The organism is Caulobacter sp. 10L414 (genome assembly GCF_056395525.1).
Genome location: NZ_JBFTJR010000086.1, coordinates 1 through 16,161, shown reverse-complemented (window position 1 = coordinate 16,161; position 16,161 = coordinate 1). Strand labels below are relative to the sequence as shown.

Genomic DNA, 16,161 nt, shown 5'->3' with positions numbered 1-16,161 from the left:
GCGGCCGGCTGGCGCGGGACGCCGTCGCGCGGCCACGTCGCCGCCGCGCGGGCGCAGGCCTCGGCGAAGCTGTCCTCGGCCAGGTCGAGGTCGCGAAAGCCGGCGGCGAGGGCGGCGATGATCCGGCCGCCGGCCTCGCGCGCCGCCTGGTCGAGCTCGGCGCTCACGCCGCCTGGGCCAGCGGCCGCACCTCGACCGCGCCCTCGCCCAGGGGCAGGCGGCGGGCCCAGGCCAGGGCCGCGTCCAGGTCGCCGGCCTCGATCAGGTAGAGGCCGGCCAGCGGCTGGTCCGTCTCGGCCTTGGGGCCGTCGTGCAGCGGGGCGTCCCGCCGCAGGGTGGTGGCCGTGTCCGGGCTCTTCAGCAGCGCCTGTCCCCGCAGGACCCCCGCCGCCGCCAGGGCGGCGGCGAAGGTCCGGCGGACCGGCGCCAGCGAGACGGCGGCCGCCTCGTCCTCGTAGATCAGCAGGGCGTAGCGCACGGCCTAGCCGCAGTTCTCGCCCGTGGGCCGGATCTCGATCTTGCCGCCGGGCGACAGCGGGATCTTGCGCGCCCAGTCCACCGCCGCGGCGTGGTCGGCCACGTCGACCAGGTAGAAGCCGCCCAGCTGCTCGTGGGTTTCGGCGAACGGGCCGTCGTGCACGACGCCGTCTTTCGTCAGGGTCGAGGCCGCGCCGGTGGGGGCCAGCTCCGACCCGCTCCAGTCGAGCCCCGCCGCCTGCAGTTCGTCGGTGAACCGCATGTGCCCGGCGATGACGTCGGCCAGCAGCTTCTGGCCGGCCTCGCCGGCGTAGTGGGCCTCGGTCTCGTAGATCAGCAGCATGTACTTCATGGCGGGTCTCCGTCCGGCAAACGCCCTGTGCGCCGCCTTCGTGGGAGAGACGCGCCGGACACGCCCCATTCGACAGCGCCGGTGAAAAAAGTCGAGCCCCGCGCGCGACGTCGCCGTGTTTACCTGTGGCTTCAATGCGGATAGCTTTTCGCGCAGAGATTGTGCCTTGGGGGAGGCGATCATGATCCGGCTAGCGGTATTCTGCGACGGCACCTGGAACGGGCTCCAGATGCAGAACCTGACCAACGTGGCGCGGCTGGCCCGCTCGATCGTGCGCGATCCGCCGGGCCAGAACGGCAAGCCCGGCGTGCCGCAGGTGGTCTATTACGACGAGGGCGTGGGCACTGCGACCGGCGTCAGCCGCACCAGCGACCGGCTGGAGGCCATCCTCGGCGGCGCCTTCGGGGCGGGCCTCGACCGCAAGATCGAGCAGGCCTACCGCTTCATCGTCCTGAACTACAAGGAGCCGGAAGACGAGATCTTCATCTTCGGCTTCAGCCGCGGCGCCTATACCGCCCGCAGCCTGTGCGGCCTGATCCGCAAGTGCGGCATCCTGCGGCCCGAGCACCTGCAGCGCGTGCCCGAGGCCATGCAGCTCTATCGCAACCGCAAGATCCACCCCGCCGGCCCCGAGTGCCAGGAGTTCCGCGACCGCTATTCGCGGCGCGAGGTGGTGGGCAGCGAGGACCTGCGCCGCAAGGTCGGCGAGACGACCGCGCCCCGCATGGCGGCCGGCGCGACCGGCGGCGACGAGTGCCTGCTGACCAACGAGGTGCGCCGCAACCGCGCCGTCGGCATCCGCTATCTGGGCCTGTGGGACACGGTGGGGTCGCTGGGCGTACCCGACCGCTTCGTGCTGCTGTCGGCCTTCAACAAGCGCTTCCGCTTCCACGACACCGAGGCCTCAAAGCTCATCGAGAGCCTGCGCCACGCCATCGCCGCCGACGAGGACCGCCGCACCTTCAGCGCCGCGCCGTTCTCCAACATCCGCGACCTGAACATCACCGCCACCGACGAGCTCAACGCCGATATCAAGCTGAGGAACGCCCGGGCCGCCAAGGCCGGACGCGCGCCCCAGCCCCTGGCCCAGGTGGTCGACCGCAGGGGTCCCGGCTACATCCCCTACGACCAGCGGCGCTATCAGCAGAAGTGGTTCCCGGGCGACCACGGCGCCGTCGGCGGCGGCAATTTCGAGCCGGGCCTGTCCAGCGCCGCCCTGCTGTGGGTCGCGCAGGGCGCGCAGACGGCGGGCCTGGTCTTCGACGACCGCCCCGACGGCGAGCTGGCCCAGGCCGGCGACCTGGCCAATCCGCTGGTCGACTGGCGCATCGGGCGGCGGCCCGGCTCGCTGCGGCCGGCCTGGATGACCGATCTTCTGGGGATGATCGGCGGCTATCGCTCGCGGGCCGTGTCGATCGGCCGCGACGAGGTGCACCCGGGCGCGCGCCTGCGCTGGATGCGCATGGCCCACTACCGGCCCAAGGTGTTCTCGCCGTTCACCGGCGAGACCAGGCTTGGCCTGCACCGCTATGTCGAGCTGGTGACCGGACCGCCGTTCCGGCTGCTGTTCGTGCTGGCGCTGATCGCCGGCGCCCCGCTGCTGGTCTGGCTGCTGGGCGTGGTCGCCCACGAGCTCCTGCGCCTGCTGCCGTTCGGGATCGGCGCACCGGCGGCCGACGCCCTGGCGGGCGCCGGCGCCTGGGTGCGCGGCCTGTTCGCGAGGTAGACAGGGGCGACCGTCGGCGCGGGCGCCCCCAATCCGTCCTTCCCGCCTTCGCGGGGAGGCTCGGAGATGAACGGCCAGAACTGCGGGTGTCGACCCGCTGGGTCCTAGCGGGCCAGGGTCTCGAGGAAGCGCACCGGCTCGCCGCGGCCCTCGGCGACGATCTCGTCGTCGCGCATGACCACGATGCCGCGAACGATGGTGGCCACCGGCCAGGCCTTGGCCTCGAAGCCGTCGAACGGGGTCCAGCCGGCGCGGTTGGCCATCTGCTCGTGGGTGATGACCTTGCGGGCCTTCATGTCGACGATGGTGAAGTCGGCGTCGAAGCCCTCGGCCAGGCGGCCCTTGTCGGCCAGGCCGAACACGCGGTTGACGCCGTGGCTGGTCAGATCAACGAAGCGCTCGAGGGAAAGCTTGCCGTCCACCACGTGGGTCAGCATGACGGGAACAAGCGTCTGCACGCCCGGCATGCCCGAGGGCGAGGCCGGGTAGGGGCGGGCCTTCTCCTCGCGGGTGTGGGGGGCGTGGTCGCTGCCCAGCACGTCGGCGATGCCGGCCTCGATGCCGCGCCAGACGCCGGCCACGTGATAGGCGTCGCGGATCGGCGGGTTCATCTGGGCGAAGCCCTTCAGGCGCTCATAGGCCTCTGGCGCGACCAGGGTCAGGTGCTGGGGCGTGACCTCGACGGAGGCGACGTCCTTGTTCAGCGCCAGGAAGTCGATCTCTTCCTTGGTGGTGACGTGCAGCACGTGGATGCGCTTGCCCAGGTTCTTGGCGATGCGCACCAGGCGGTGGGTCGACTGCAGGGCGGCCTGGGCGTCGCGCACCTCGGGGTGGCTGGTCCAGTCGCCGGGACGGGCGAGGGAGCGGCGCTCGGCCAGGCGGTATTCGTCTTCCGAGTGGAAGGCCGCCCGGCGGTTGACGTGCCGCAGCACGTTCTCGACGCCCTCGTCGTCCTGCACCAGCAAGGACCCCGTCGAGGCGCCCATGAACACCTTGATGCCGCAGCAGCCCGGCAGGCGCTCCAACTCGCCCAGGAAATTGGCGTTCTCGTGGGTGCCGCCGACATAGAAGGCGTGGTCGGTGTGCATCCGGTTCTTGGCGCGCGACAGCTTGTCGGCCAGGGCGTCCGGATCGGTGGTGGTCGGCTCGGTGTTGGGCATCTCGAACACGGCCACGACGCCGCCGAGCGCCGCGCCGCGGCTGCCGCTTTCCAGGTCTTCCTTCCACTCCAGGCCCGGCTCGCGGAAGTGCACCTGGCTGTCGATCACGCCCGGCAGCACGGTCAGGCCCGCGGCGTCGAACACCTCGCCGGCCGAGGCTTGGGAGAGGTCGCCAATGGCGACGATCTTGCCGGCCCGCACGCCGATGTCGGTGATCCCGCGCCCGGCGTGGTTCACCACCTCGCCCCCACGGACGATCAGGTCGAAGGTCTGGGACATGGGGCGTGCTCCTGCGGTGGTTTGGGGCGGTCTAGGTCCGCTGGGGGGCGGTGGCAACACGTTTCGTGTCATTCGCCGTTGCACCCCAACTCCGAGCTTCCCCGCGAAGGCGGGGATCCAAGCGGGACTGGCGACCTCTGGAAAGCGTCAGGGGAGAACAGGTTTCTGACTCGGCTTGGACCCCCGCCTTCGCGGGGGAGATCGGGGGAGGGGGAAGCGTCCAGCCGGAACGATCGCTCAGCAGTTCAGCGTCTCATAGAGGTCCAGCCACTGCGGGTTCATCGCCTCGATCAGCCGGATCTTCCACGCGCGGTGCCACTTCTTGATCTGGCGCTCGCGCAGCAGGACGCCCTCACGGCTGTCCCCGTTCTCGTACCAGACCAGGCGGTGCACGCCGTAGCGGCGGGTAAAGCCGCGAAAGTGCTCTTCCCGGTGCTGCCAGATCCGCCGGGCAAGATAGTCGGTGTGCCCGCAGTACAGCGTGCCGTAAGGAGCGCTCGCCAGGATGTATACCGAGAACACGAGGTCCATGGATTGCTCTTGTCCGGGGCGACGGTTGGGAGAACATAAGATGAACAATCTGGGCGCGCAATGGCGAACTCACTCGCGCGCAGGGCGGGTGGCGTCGACGATGCGGTCGGCGCGGCTTGGGCCCCCGCCTTCGCGGGGGTGAGCGGGAATGGAAGGCGGCTAGGGACTTACCCGACGAGACCAACCTCAGATCCGTCCTTCCCCGCCAAGGCGGGGATCGCAGGGCTAGGGCCGCCTGGCCCCGTCCAGGTCGAACGACACCCGGAACAGGCGGCCGGGGCGGGAAAGCTCGTAGCTGAAGGCCTGGTCGGTCAGGCCCAGCGACCAGACGTTGGTGTTCGACACCGCGCGGTCCAGTCGGGTGAACAGGGCCTGCGACTCCGCGTCGACCGGGAAGCGCTGCAACTGGGCCGTTCCAGCCTCGACCGTGTCGCCGCCGTAGCGGGAAAGCTGGTCCTCGACGCCGTCGGCGTGGCGGTGGTCGTGCTTGAGGCGCAGGCGGCCGTCGTCGAGCCGGGTGACGATCCAGGTGCGCGAGCGGTCCTCGCCGACGCTGAACGGGATGCGGATCTCGCGGGCGTCGCACCGGGCCACGGTCATGACCAGCGCAGACTTGCGGAACGGCTCGTCGGCGGCGTCGCCGGCGACGACCTGGCCGGTCAGGGTCTTGCCGCACAGGGCGGTCAGGCGGGCGAAGAACTGGTCGCCCGGCGTCTGGCCGGCGGCGGTCGCCGAGGTGGCCGCCGAAAGGCCAAGCAGCGCAAGGAGGGCGACAACGGCCTTCACGGGATCAGGCCTGCGGGCTGGCTTCGCCGTCCGGACGCTTGCGGCGGCGGGGCGAGACCTTGAGCTTGGGTTCGGCTTCCGGACCGGGCGGCGAGGCGGGCGGGTCGAGCGGCAGTTCCGGCGCGGCGTCGATGGCCAGGGGCGATTCTGCATGCGCCTCGGCCGGCGTTTCGGGCGGCGTCTCGGGGGACGGCGCGGCCTCGACGACGGGCTCGGGCTCCACGACCGCCGCCGGCGCGGCGGCCGCGCGGGCCTCGTCCAGCAGCTCGATCGCCGCCCTGACCACCTTGGCCACCGGCAGGTCGCTCATGTGGCGGATGGCCTGCGACAGGTCGGGGTCGACGGCCTTGAACTGGTCGAAGTCGCGCGGGCCGCGCACCGCGCGGGTCAGCGGGCCCCAGGGGCCGTAGCGGCGCTCGTCCGAGGGGCCGAACAGGCCGACGGTGGGCGTGCCGGCGGCGGCGGCGATGTGCATCAGGCCGCTGTCGTTGCCGATGAACAGGTCGGCGCGTTTCAGGCAGGCATAGGCGGTCAGCAGGTCGACCTTGCCGGTCAGGTCGATGCAGCGGCCCCGGGCCGAGGCCATGCGCAGCTCCTCGACCATGCGGCCGTCCTCGGGACCGCCCAGGATCAGCAGGCGCCCGCCCTCCAGCTTGCCGCCGGGGCCCAGCATCTGGGCGGCGGTCTGGGTGAAGCGCTCGATCGGCCAGACCTTGCCGATCCAGTTGGCGGCCGGGCCCATGGCCAGGATCGGGCCGGCCGGCTCGCCGCCGCGCGGGGCCAGCATCTGGTCGGCCAGGGCCTGGACTTCCGGCGTGAGGTAGAGATGCGGGGCCGGCGGCTCGCCGTCGATCTTCAGCACGCGGGCGGTCTCGACCACCTTGTGGGCGATCTCGCCGGGGATCTTCTTCCAGATCGCCCGCTTCTCGCGGCGCAGGAAGAGGGCGGTGGCGCTGCCCCGCAGGTCGACCACCAGGCCCCACTTCTTGTGGCGCACCTGGTTCCACAGCTTGAACCAGTGGCCCTTGCCCTTGCCCTTCTCCATCACGATCACCCGGTCCAGGCCAGGCACGTGGGCGAACAGCGGCGCGGCCAGCGGGCCGGCGACGATGGTGAAGCGAGCGTTGGGGATCTGGTCGGACAGCAGCTTGATCAGGCCGGACGACAGCACGGCGTCGCCGATCCGCGTGGCGGTGATGAAGAGAATCGGGAAGGCCCGCTGTGTCATCGGTCCATGTATAGGGTGAACCGGCTGTCAACGCATCCCGTTATCCCGCTTAAGCTTTCCAGAGCTTCAGGACTGGCGCCGGCGTCGCCTCGGCGCCACATGTGCGACCATGACCAGCCAGCGTATCGCCCGCCTCTCGTCCCGCGCCGTGATCGGCGTCTCCGGTCCCGATTGGCGAAGCTTCCTGCAGGGCCTGCTGACCCAGGACGTCGAGACCCTGGCGCCGGGCGAGCTGCGCTTTTCGGGCCTGCTGACGCCGCAGGGGCGGCTGCTTTACGACCTGTTCGCGGCCGGCCTGCCGGACGGCGCGCTGCTGGACGTCGCCGCCGAGCATCGCGACACCATCGTGGCGCGTCTTTCCATGTACCGCCTGCGGGCCAAGGTGGAGATCGGCCCGCTCGACCTGGTGGTCGCCGCCGTGTTCGATCCCTCCGGCGCGCCGGTGACGGGCGAGGGGCTATACGCCGATCCGCGCCTGGCGGCGCTGGGCGCGCGGGTCTACGGCCCGGTCGACGAGCCCGACGCCGAAGAGGCGGCCTTCGAGGCCCACCGCCTGGCCCTGGGCGTGCCCGGTCCCGCCGACTGGCTGAGCGACAGGAACTATCCGATCGAGGCCGATTTCGACCTGCTGGCCGGCATCGACTTCAAGAAGGGCTGCTTCGTCGGCCAGGAAACCACCAGCCGCATGAAGCGGCGCGGCACGATCAAGAACCGMATGCTGCCGATCGTCTTCGACGGCCCGGCCCCGGCCTTCGGCGCCGAGGTGCTGGCCGGGAGCTTGCGCGCCGGCGAGGTGCTCAGCGGGACCGACGGCCGAGCCATGGCCCTGCTGCGCCTCGACCGTATCGAGGGCGCCGAGCTGACCGTCGATGGCCGGCCGGTGCGGGTGGATCGCCCCGAGTGGGTTCCGCCCACGCCGACGGCGGCCTCAGTCTAGCCAGGGCAAGTCGGGCAGCCAGTTGGCGAAGCCGCCGCGCAGGCAGGCCGACGGCGGCGAGGCCGCGTCAACCTCGGCGAGCGCGGTCTGGACCCTTTTCGGCGCGGGGCGCGCCCGGCCCTTGCCGTCGCGGCCTTCGCTGGTCGGCGCGGCGAGAGCCCGCGCCAGGTCGGGCCGGTCCATCCGCATCAGCGCAAGCACGATCGCCTCGGTCGCATCCGAATCCATGTTGGCGCGGCCGCTGCGGGCGACCCGGTCGGCGACGTCGCGAGCTTTCCGGCCGGCCCGGCAAAGGCCCAGCGCGGCGTCGATGCGCACCTCCCGCGAGCGATCGGCCTCGAGCATGCCGATCAGCACGGGAACCGCCGGTTCTCCCAGGTCGCCGAGCCGGACCACCAGCCCTCTCGATTTTCTCAGCGTCTCGTCGGCCTCGACCATCGTCGCAAGGCGCGGGCCGATCCTGTCGAACGTCGCCGGCGGCAGGGCGGCCGCGACCTCGCCATAGACCCGCATGTCGGCGGTGCGGTCAGGGTCGGCGAGGTCGCGCTCGATGGCGGCCGCCAGGGCGTCGGCCTCGCCATCCAGCTTGTCGGCGTTGCTGGCCACGATCCAGCTGTCGAAGATTTCGCCCCGGGCCAGCGCCTCTCCGGCCAGCAAGTGGCGAAACCGCGCCAGCGCCGTGTCGACGACCTTGGCGCCATAGGCGCGGGCCTCGGCCACCGCCGGTTCGGAGCCGGCCGCCAGGGCCTGGGTCTGGGCCTCGTCCAGCACCAGCGAGGCGTCGAGGGGATTCCTGCCCTCGATCAGGCGCGAAATCCTCGGCTTCAGCCCGAGCGCGGCGGCGATCATCGCGGCCTCGTCCTCGTCGCGGCCGCCCACCGCCAGCGGCAGGCGGATCCACTCGGCCTTGCAGTCGAGTCTGCTCCAGGTCAGGCAGGCGACGAACGGCAGCGGAAGGGGCAGGGCCACGCCGTGACGGCCATGGACCAGCGTCACCGCCGCGCCGTCCGGCGCCGTCAGGGTCAGGCGCGTGCGGGGCGTGTCCTGGAGGAACTGGGGGTCGCGCTTGACCAGGACGGCGGGGCGTTCGGGCCCGCCTGGAAGGCTGAGCATGCAGGCGTTGGTGAGATCGGGCAGCTCGAAGCCGACCGTCGAGACGCTCATCCGGAAATCCGGCGAGCGGGGAATGGTGTCGCAGACCGCGGGCGGCAGGATGCGCAGGGAAACCGGAATGCCGTCGCCGCGCAGGCCTCGCGCGTCGGTGTAGGTGGTCGGGATCGCGTGACCGTACAGCACGCCCTGGGCCAGTCTTCCCGACGCGACCAGGTCCATGCGGGCCGGATCGAAGGCCAGCCGCTGGGCCGCGTTCTCGCGGTGCAGGCGGGCGTCGAGCAGGCGATACTGCACGTAGCTGATGGCGCTGTAGGCCAGGCTGCCGCCATAGACCGCGATGGGAACCGCCAGCAGCCAGCGCGGCGCCGCGCCTCGGCGGACGTCCAGCACCATGGTCACCAGCGCGACGTTGAGCAGCGCGGCGATCCAGAGCGGCGAGAGCAGGAACACCAGCAGCAGGTTCAGCACCGGGATCAGCTGCAGCAGGAACGCCGGCCCCATCAGCGTCACGATCAGCGGCCAGACCGGCCTGGCCGGGCGAACGTCGGGCCTCTGCGCCGGCTTGCGCGTCCCAAACAGCCTCTCGATCCACGTGCTCATTGGCGCCCCCGCAATCACAGAGGCGCTCTACCGGGAATTGATTACCGATCGGTGGTCACGCCCGGCCCCATGCGGGCCGGGCGCGAACCGCCTAGCGGCAGCGGCCGTAGCGGTCGGGCGAGGCGCCGGGACCGCCGCGCCAGCCGGGCGGGTTTTCCCAGTTGGTGCCGGGGCCGCCGCGCGGGCCGGGCGGATTGTCGTCGCGGTCGAGCCAGCAGCGGCGGGCCTGGTTCCACCAGCCGTAGTTGGGGTGCCAGTAGCCGAAGCGCGGGTTGTAGTAATAGCCGCGGCGGTAGTCGAAGCGCACCTTCTGGCCCTGCCAGCGGTAGTAGCGGCGATCGGGCGAGGCGCCGGGGCCGCCGCGCCAGCCGGGCGGGTTCTCCCAGTTGGTGCCAGGGCCGCCGCGCGGACCGGGCGGATTGTTGTCGCGGTCGCGGTGCTGGGCCAGGACGGGGGTGGCGGTCATGGTCGCGGTCGCCAGGGCGAGCACGGCGAGAGTTCGGAAAGCTCGCATCTGCGGCGTCTCCTTGTCGTTGGCGTCCCTCTGACCAGCCAAACGCGCGAGATCGGTGTTTCCGTCGTCGGCGCGTGAATGTTCCGCAAAAGTTCTGGTTTTCGCCGTACGGTCTGCTAGCGTCGCCGGATGACAGAGATCCATCGCTGCACCTGGCGGGGCATGAACGGCGACCCGCTGTACGAGGCCTATCACGACACCGAGTGGGGCGTGCCCGAGTGGGACAGCCGCGCCCTGTGGGAAAAGCTGGTGCTCGACGGTTTCCAGGCCGGGCTGTCGTGGATCACTATCCTGAGGAAGCGCGAGGCCTTCCGCGCGGCCTTCGCCGATTTCGACCCCGAGGCGGTGGCCCGCTTCGGCGAGGCCGACCGCGCGCGCCTGATGGCCGACGCCGGCATCATCCGCTCCAACGCCAAGATCGACGCGGCCATCGCCGGCGCGCGGATCTATCTCGACATGCGCGAGCGCGGCGAGGACTTCTCGGCGTTCCTGTGGAACATCGTCGGCGACGCCCCGATCCAGAACGCCTTCACCGGCATGGGCGACGTCCCGGCCCAGACGCCGCTGGCGGTCGACATGGCCAAGGCCCTGAAGGCCAAGGGCTACAAGTTCTGCGGTCCGGTGATCGTCTACGCCTTCATGCAGGCGGTCGGCATGGTCAACGACCACTTCGTCACCTGCTTCCGCCACGACGAGTGCAAGGCCCTGGGGCATCGCCACTAGGGCGTACTGACGCTCACCCGATAGGCGCCCCCCACACCCCGGTCTTCCCTGCGAAGGCGGGGACCCAAGCGGCGTCTGCGGGGCGTCCACGGCCCCGCCCGCTCCCGAAAGGCGGCTTGGACCCCCCGCCTTCGCGGGGGAGCTCGGTGGAAAAGGGCTGGATTGGCTGAACGCCGTGACCCCAGGGGCGGCGTGCTCGGCGTCGAGCCTGGGCGGGCTCAACCGTTCCGTGCTAGAGCCTGGGGCGTAGCGTTCGGGGGCGTGTCGCGGCATGGAATGGGTTTTCATCGTCGGCCTGACGGTGTGGGTCGCGCTGCAGCATCAGTCGCTCGACATCGTGCGGCGGCGGCTGGACCAGACCCTGGCCGAGCTGGAGCGCCTGAAGGCGACCCTGGAGCGGCGCGCGGCGCCTGAGGGGCCCGAGACCGCGTCGGTTTCCCGGAGCGTGATTTCCGAGGAGCCGGTTCCTCCGGAGCCTGCCGTTCGCGAGCCTGCCGCGCCGACGCCGCCCTTGCCCTGGACGGTCGAGCCGGCTGCGTCCGAACCCCTTCCCGAGCCCCTGTCCATCCCCGCGCCGGCGCCACGGGTCTCCCGGCCGATGATCACCCGCGAGGCCGCCTCGACCTGGCTGGCCGAGAACGGCCTGGCCTGGATCGGCGGCGGGGGGCTGGCCCTGGGCGGCCTGCTGCTGGTGGCCTACGCCGCCCAGAAGGGGATCTTCACCCCGCCGCTGCGCATCGCCGCGGCGGTGGCGCTGGGCGCCCTGATGGTGCTGGCCAGCGAATGGATCCTGCGCCGCAAGGCCGAGACGAGCCGCCACCTGCTGGCCGCCGCCATCGCGGCCGGGGCGGGGGCGGTCACGCTGTACGGCGCGGTCTGCGCCGCCCACGGCCTCTATCACCTGATCCCGTTCTGGCTGGCGGCGGTGCTGGCGGCGGCGGTGTCGCTGGGGCTTCTGGCCCTGTCGCTGCGCCATGGCGAGCCGCTGGCCCTGGTGGCCATGGTCGGCGCGGCCGCCACCCCGATCGTCACCGACATCTCGTCCTGGTCGCCGGTGGTCTTCGAGGCCTACGCCATCCTGGTCGCCGCCACCGGCTTCGTGCTGGCGGCGAGCCGCCGGTGGGGCTGGACCAGCCTGGCCACGGCCGTCGGCGCGCTGCTGCTGAGCCTGCCGCCGCTGGCCGACCGGCAGTACGCGGCCGGCGCGGTCCTGGTCGCCCTGGCCGCCGCCGGGCCGCTGGCCGCGCTCTGGCGGCGCCGGCGGACGGACGAGACGCAGGCCCAGGTGCTGCGCCTGCGCCAGAGCGCCATGGCCGCCCTGTTCCTGGCCAGCCTGGGCGCGATGGCGGTGTGGTTCTGGTCGCCCAGCCAGGCCTCGGCGGCCGCCGGGGCGCTGAGCGCCGTACTGCTGGGCCTGACCGCACTGGCGATCGCGGCGCGCCAGGCGCCGCCGGCCCTGTTCGCCGCCCCGGCCGGGGTCACGGTGTTTGCGATCCTCTGCTGCCTGCTGTTCGAGGGCGACAAGGCCGGGGTGGCCGTCACGCCGCCCTGGCTGCACCTGCTGCTGGCCTTCATTCCGCTGACGGCGCTGCCCGCGGCGCTGCGGCTGCACGCGCGCCAGCGCCTGCAACTGCTTGCGATCGCCGGCGTCGCCGCCGCGCTCGCCGCCAGCCTGGCCTGGCCGCTGCTGGGGCAGGCCGGTTTCGACCACGCCTGGACGCCGGCGGCCCTGCTGGGCGCGGGCATGTTCGGCCTGGCCGTGCTGATCGCCCGCCGCAGCGAGGCGCCGGCCGGCGATCCTGGCCTGGCGATCTGGCTGGCCGCCGCCGCCGAGATGGTCTTCCTGACGATCCACGGCGCGACCCCGCCCAGGTTCGAGCCCGCCGCCTTCGCCGTGGCGGCCCTGGCCCTGGCGATCGCCGCCCGGCGCCTGCCCTGGCACGGCCTGGCCCAGGCCAGCGTGGTCGGCGGCCTGCTGGCCCTGGTGGTGATGCTGCGCCCGGCCTTCATCGGTCCGGCGCTGGAAGGCCGCCTGCCCCTGCCGATCCTGGCGGCGGTCTGCGGGGCGGCGACCCTGACAGCCTTCGCCGCCGCCTGGCTGCTGAAGGCCGCCGGTCGCCGCAACGAGGCCGAGGCCCAAGGCGCCAGCGCCCTGATGATCCTGCTGCTGGGCCTGTTCATCGGCGTGCACATGGTCGTGGTCGGCAAGCCGGGCCACGCCTCGGCGCTGCTGCTGGAGTCTTCGCTGCGCACCCTGATCCTGCTGACCGCCGGCCTGGTGCTGGTGCTGCGCCAGGGACCGGACGACGGCCCGCTGGCCCGCTGGCGCACGCTGCTGGCGGTCGGCGCGGGCCTGGCCCATGGCCTGCTGCTGCAGGGCCTGGTCGCCAACCCCTGGTGGGGCATGGGCGAGGTTCCGGCCGGACCGCCGCTGTTCAACACCCTGCTCTTGTCCTACCTGGCGCCGGCCGTGCTGCTGGCGGTCGCGGCCTGGCGACGGCCGGTCGACGCCGCCGGGCGCGGCTGGGTGGTCGGCTCGGCGGTGTTCGGCCTGCTGTGGGCCATGCTGGCCCTGCGCCACGGGATCCATGGCCGGGCGATGGCCGAGGCCGAGATCGGCCGGGGCGAGCTGGCCGGCTACACGGTGCTGCTGCTTCTGGCCGCCCGAGGCTTCTTCGACCCGCGCCTGGCCGCGCGGCCGGCCGCCAGCTGGCTGGCCCGCGCCGCCCCGACGGTGGGCTGGATCGCCCTGGTGCTGGCGGTCCTGGTGTTCGGCTTCCTGGCCAATCCCTGGTGGGGACCCGACCAGGCGCGGCTGCCGCCCGTCGGCGCGGCGCTGCTGGCCCTGGCCCATGTCGCGGGCGCGGCCCTGCTGCTGGAGCTTGGCCGCCGCGACGGCCGCCTGGCGATCGCCGCCCGGGCCAGCGCCGTCGGCGTGCTGTTCGTGCTGGTCAGCCTGGTGGTCCGCCACGGCTTCCACGGCCCGGCCATGGGCGCCTCGATGTCCGCCGGCGGGCTCGAGACCTGGACCTTCTCGGCCGTCTGGGCGGCGTTCGGCCTGGTGGTGCTGAGCCTGGGCTCGACCCGCCGGGACGCGGTGCTGCGCTGGGCCGGCCTTGCGGTGCTGCTGCTGACGGCGGGCAAGGTGCTGCTGGTCGACCTAGCCCGGCTGGAGGGCGTGGTCCGCGCCGCCTCGTTCCTGGCCGTCGGCGCCCTGCTGCTGGGCGGGGCGGTGCTGGTGCGCCGCCTCAACGCCCGGACGCGGGGAGAGCCGCCGGCGCCGACCGATGCTGGCTGACCCCGGAAGGCTCAGCTTCCGGGCGCCGGCGCCTCCAGACGCTTGAGCCGGTTGATCGCGTTGGTGTTGCCCGGGTCCAGCGCCAGCGAGCGGCGGTAGTGGACGATGGCGGCGGCCTTGTCGCCATTGGCGGCGTAGGCCTCGGCCAGGCTGTCCTGGGCGTTGCCGCTCTTGGGGAACAGGTCGGCGGTCAGCGACAGCACCGCCAGGGCCTTGGCGTTGTCGCCGAAGGCCAGCAGGCGATAGCCCCAGTCGTTCAGCTCGTGCTCCGACGGCTTGAAGGCGGGGTCCTTGCGCTGGGCGGCGATGACGCCGGCGAAGGCGGTCTTCGGCTGGTCGGCCAGGGCCGCGCGCAGGGCCGCCACGCCCGTCAGCCGCATGCCGGGAACATAGGCCTGGGCGATCTCGTCGATGACGTCCTCGGGCGTGCCGCCGGCCAGGTTGCTGAGGATCGCCACCCCCACGCCGTCGTCGGGATAGAGATAGACGGCGTTGCGGCTGCCGCCGGTCATGCCGACCACCAGGCGGCCCGGCCGTTCCAGCACCAGCCAGCCCAGCCCCCACTGGCCCAGCTGGCCGTCGGTGTAGGGAACCTGGGTCCACATGGTCTTGCGGGCGGCCGCGCCCAGCAGGCGTCCGTCCATCAGGGCGATCATCCAGCGGCCCATGTCGTCGCCGGTGCTGTCGAGGCCGGCGGCGGCGCGGGCCAGGGGCGAGAACACCTCCTGGCGCGGCGCGGGCTGGTCGGGGGTCTCGCGGCGATAGCCGTAGGAGGTCGCCCGCGAAGGCCCCGGGTCGCGGCTGTCGCCGTAGCGCGAGCGCGTCATGCCGGCGATGGCGAACTGCTCGCCGCCCAGCGGCGTGCTGACCGGCAGGCCGTGCAGGCGGTCGATGGCCATCTGCACCAGGGCGTAGTTGGTCTGGCAGTAGTGGAAGCGCTGGCCGGGCGGAAACAGCACCGGCGCGGCCAGGGCCTCCTTCCAGGCCGTGGCCTCGTCGACGGCGCCGTCCTTCTGGCGCGGCACGAAGTCGGGCAGGCCCGAGGTTTGGCTGAGCAGGCGGCGCACCTGGATGTCGCGCCAAGTCTCCGGCAGGCCCTCCACATAGGCGCCGATCGGCTTGTCGAGATCCAGTCGCCCGGCCTGCGCCTCGCGCATGGCCGCCACGCCGGTGAAGGCCTTGGTGATCGAGTTGATGGGGAAGGTGGTCGTCGGCGTGGCCGGGGTCTTGCCGGCCAGGTCGGCCAGGCCGTAGGCGCGCGAGAACACGATCGCCCCGTCCTTGACCACCACCACCTGCGCGCCCGGCACGCGGCGATCGGTCATGAACCGCCGCACGATGGCCTCGGTGCGATCGGCCGGGGTCGCGCCCCAGGCCAGGGTGGAAAAGGCGGCGAGCGCCGGACACGCCAGTCCGGCCGCCAGCAAGGCGCGACGGTTCATGATGATCAGTACCCCTGGAGCCGTCCCCGCCCCGGGCGCAAGGGACCAGCGCGCGCCGCGGCGGGCCAGTTAATCTTCGGTCATGCGCCGGTTTCCTTCGCCTGCGAACCCGCCTAGACAGGCCCCATGCCGACCGGACCCGACATGATGCTGGAAGCCGCCTGCGGACCGGGACCGGTCTGCGGCGTCGACGAGGCCGGTCGCGGTCCCTGGGCCGGGCCCGTCAGCGCCGCCGCCGTGATCCTGGATCCGGCGCGGGTGCCCAAGGGCCTCAACGACTCCAAGAAGCTCTCGGCCAAGGCCCGCGCGGCCCTGGAGGAGGAGATCAAGGCCATGGCCGTGGCCTGGTGCGTGGGCATGGCCAGCGTCGAGGAGATCGAGGCGCTCAACATCCTGCACGCCGCAGGCCTGGCCATGCGGCGGGCGGTCGAGGGGCTGGCGGTGACGCCGAGCTTCGCCCTGGTCGACGGCAACTACCGCTTCGTGCTGCCGTGCGAGGTCAAGACCGTGGTCAAGGGCGACAGCCTGTCGTGCTCGATCGCGGCGGCCTCGATCCTGGCCAAGGAAGCCCGCGACCGCATCATGGTCGAGGCCGACGCCCTCTATCCCGGCTATGGCTTCGCCGGCCACAAGGGCTATCACGCGCCGATCCACGTGGCGGGGCTGAAGAAGCTGGGGCCCTCGCCGATCCACCGCCTGAGCTGGGCGCCGGTCAAGCTGGCGCTGCAGGAAGGCCTGACCGGCGAGGCCTGAGCCTTCGCCGTAGGGGCCAGATCTAATCGAATGTCGAAGAATGTCTGGCGCCAGCCCTAGGGCGGATCGACATTCATCCAACCGCGACGCCCGATAGGCCGATTTTCCCCGCGAAGGCGGKGATCCAAGCTGACGTTCAGGCTTGGGCGCGGCCGTGGACTATCGGCGACCTCGGCTTGGGTCCCCGCCTTCGCGGGGATGCTCGGTGAAAAATCGGGGCAAGCGATTGAATGTCGATCCGC

At 72.3% G+C, this 16,161-nt stretch carries 14 protein-coding genes; 5 read left to right on the top strand and 9 right to left on the bottom strand.

The genetic code is table 11. The features are described 5' to 3' along the window. Positions 1-163: 163 nt before the first annotated feature. The gene (locus tag AC1DCG_RS23190; protein ID WP_477028450.1) at positions 164-478 is read right to left on the bottom strand and encodes a YciI family protein; all 315 of its coding nucleotides are present in this window, start codon (positions 476-478) and stop codon (positions 164-166) included. A gap of 3 nt (positions 479-481) precedes the next feature. Continuing rightward, a complete protein-coding gene (locus AC1DCG_RS23185) occupies positions 482-829 on the bottom strand; it encodes a YciI family protein (RefSeq protein ID WP_477028449.1) in 348 nt (115 codons plus the stop codon). 181 nt (positions 830-1,010) lie between these two features. Between AC1DCG_RS23185 and AC1DCG_RS23180 the strand changes: the two genes are divergently transcribed. Next, positions 1,011-2,555, top strand: a complete 1,545-nt coding sequence (locus tag AC1DCG_RS23180) for a DUF2235 domain-containing protein (RefSeq protein ID WP_477028448.1) — start codon at positions 1,011-1,013, stop codon at positions 2,553-2,555. Between the two features lie 104 nt (positions 2,556-2,659). Here AC1DCG_RS23180 and AC1DCG_RS23175 read toward each other — a convergent pair whose 3' ends face one another. The 4 genes from AC1DCG_RS23175 to AC1DCG_RS23160 all read right to left on the bottom strand — a co-directional run bounded on the left by AC1DCG_RS23175 (position 2,660) and on the right by AC1DCG_RS23160 (position 6,539). Beyond that, entirely contained in the window at positions 2,660-3,994 is a 1,335-nt protein-coding gene (locus tag AC1DCG_RS23175) for a dihydroorotase (RefSeq protein ID WP_477028447.1), read from the bottom strand. A 237-nt stretch (positions 3,995-4,231) separates the two neighbouring features. Further along, entirely contained in the window at positions 4,232-4,525 is a 294-nt protein-coding gene (locus AC1DCG_RS23170; protein WP_477028446.1) for a GIY-YIG nuclease family protein, read from the bottom strand. A 225-nt stretch (positions 4,526-4,750) separates the two neighbouring features. After that, positions 4,751-5,311: a hypothetical protein gene (locus AC1DCG_RS23165; protein WP_477028445.1), complete on the bottom strand. Its 561-nt coding sequence runs from the start codon at positions 5,309-5,311 to the stop codon at positions 4,751-4,753. Between the two features lie 4 nt (positions 5,312-5,315). Beyond that, positions 5,316-6,539 carry a glycosyltransferase family 9 protein gene (locus AC1DCG_RS23160; RefSeq protein WP_477028444.1) on the bottom strand — a complete coding sequence of 408 codons (1,224 nt, stop codon included), beginning with the start codon at positions 6,537-6,539 and terminating at the stop codon, positions 5,316-5,318. A 109-nt stretch (positions 6,540-6,648) separates the two neighbouring features. On the opposite strand from AC1DCG_RS23160, the gene ygfZ reads away from it, so the two are divergent. After that, positions 6,649-7,476 (top strand): CAF17-like 4Fe-4S cluster assembly/insertion protein YgfZ, encoded by an 828-nt coding sequence (ygfZ, locus tag AC1DCG_RS23155; protein WP_477028443.1) that lies wholly within the window; start codon positions 6,649-6,651, stop codon positions 7,474-7,476. On the opposite strand, the gene AC1DCG_RS23150 is transcribed toward ygfZ, so the two are convergent. Then, positions 7,468-9,189: a hypothetical protein gene (locus AC1DCG_RS23150; protein ID WP_477037161.1), complete on the bottom strand. Its 1,722-nt coding sequence runs from the start codon at positions 9,187-9,189 to the stop codon at positions 7,468-7,470. The two genes, ygfZ and AC1DCG_RS23150, sit on opposite strands and share 9 nt — an antisense overlap. A gap of 91 nt (positions 9,190-9,280) precedes the next feature. Further along, the gene (locus AC1DCG_RS23145) at positions 9,281-9,703 is read right to left on the bottom strand and encodes a hypothetical protein (RefSeq protein WP_165260909.1); all 423 of its coding nucleotides are present in this window, start codon (positions 9,701-9,703) and stop codon (positions 9,281-9,283) included. Positions 9,704-9,832: 129 nt separating this feature from the next. On the opposite strand from AC1DCG_RS23145, the gene AC1DCG_RS23140 reads away from it, so the two are divergent. Both AC1DCG_RS23140 and AC1DCG_RS23135 read left to right on the top strand, forming a co-directional pair. After that, the gene (locus AC1DCG_RS23140; protein ID WP_477028441.1) at positions 9,833-10,426 is read left to right on the top strand and encodes a DNA-3-methyladenine glycosylase I; all 594 of its coding nucleotides are present in this window, start codon (positions 9,833-9,835) and stop codon (positions 10,424-10,426) included. A 271-nt stretch (positions 10,427-10,697) separates the two neighbouring features. Then, the gene (locus tag AC1DCG_RS23135; protein WP_477037160.1) at positions 10,698-13,724 is read left to right on the top strand and encodes a DUF2339 domain-containing protein; all 3,027 of its coding nucleotides are present in this window, start codon (positions 10,698-10,700) and stop codon (positions 13,722-13,724) included. An 11-nt stretch (positions 13,725-13,735) separates the two neighbouring features. On the opposite strand, the gene AC1DCG_RS23130 is transcribed toward AC1DCG_RS23135, so the two are convergent. Next, positions 13,736-15,166, bottom strand: a complete 1,431-nt coding sequence (locus AC1DCG_RS23130) for a serine hydrolase (protein WP_477037159.1) — start codon at positions 15,164-15,166, stop codon at positions 13,736-13,738. A 126-nt stretch (positions 15,167-15,292) separates the two neighbouring features. On the opposite strand from AC1DCG_RS23130, the gene AC1DCG_RS23125 reads away from it, so the two are divergent. Next, positions 15,293-15,919, top strand: a complete 627-nt coding sequence (locus tag AC1DCG_RS23125) for a ribonuclease HII (protein ID WP_477028438.1) — start codon at positions 15,293-15,295, stop codon at positions 15,917-15,919. The last annotated feature ends 242 nt before the right edge of the window (positions 15,920-16,161 follow it).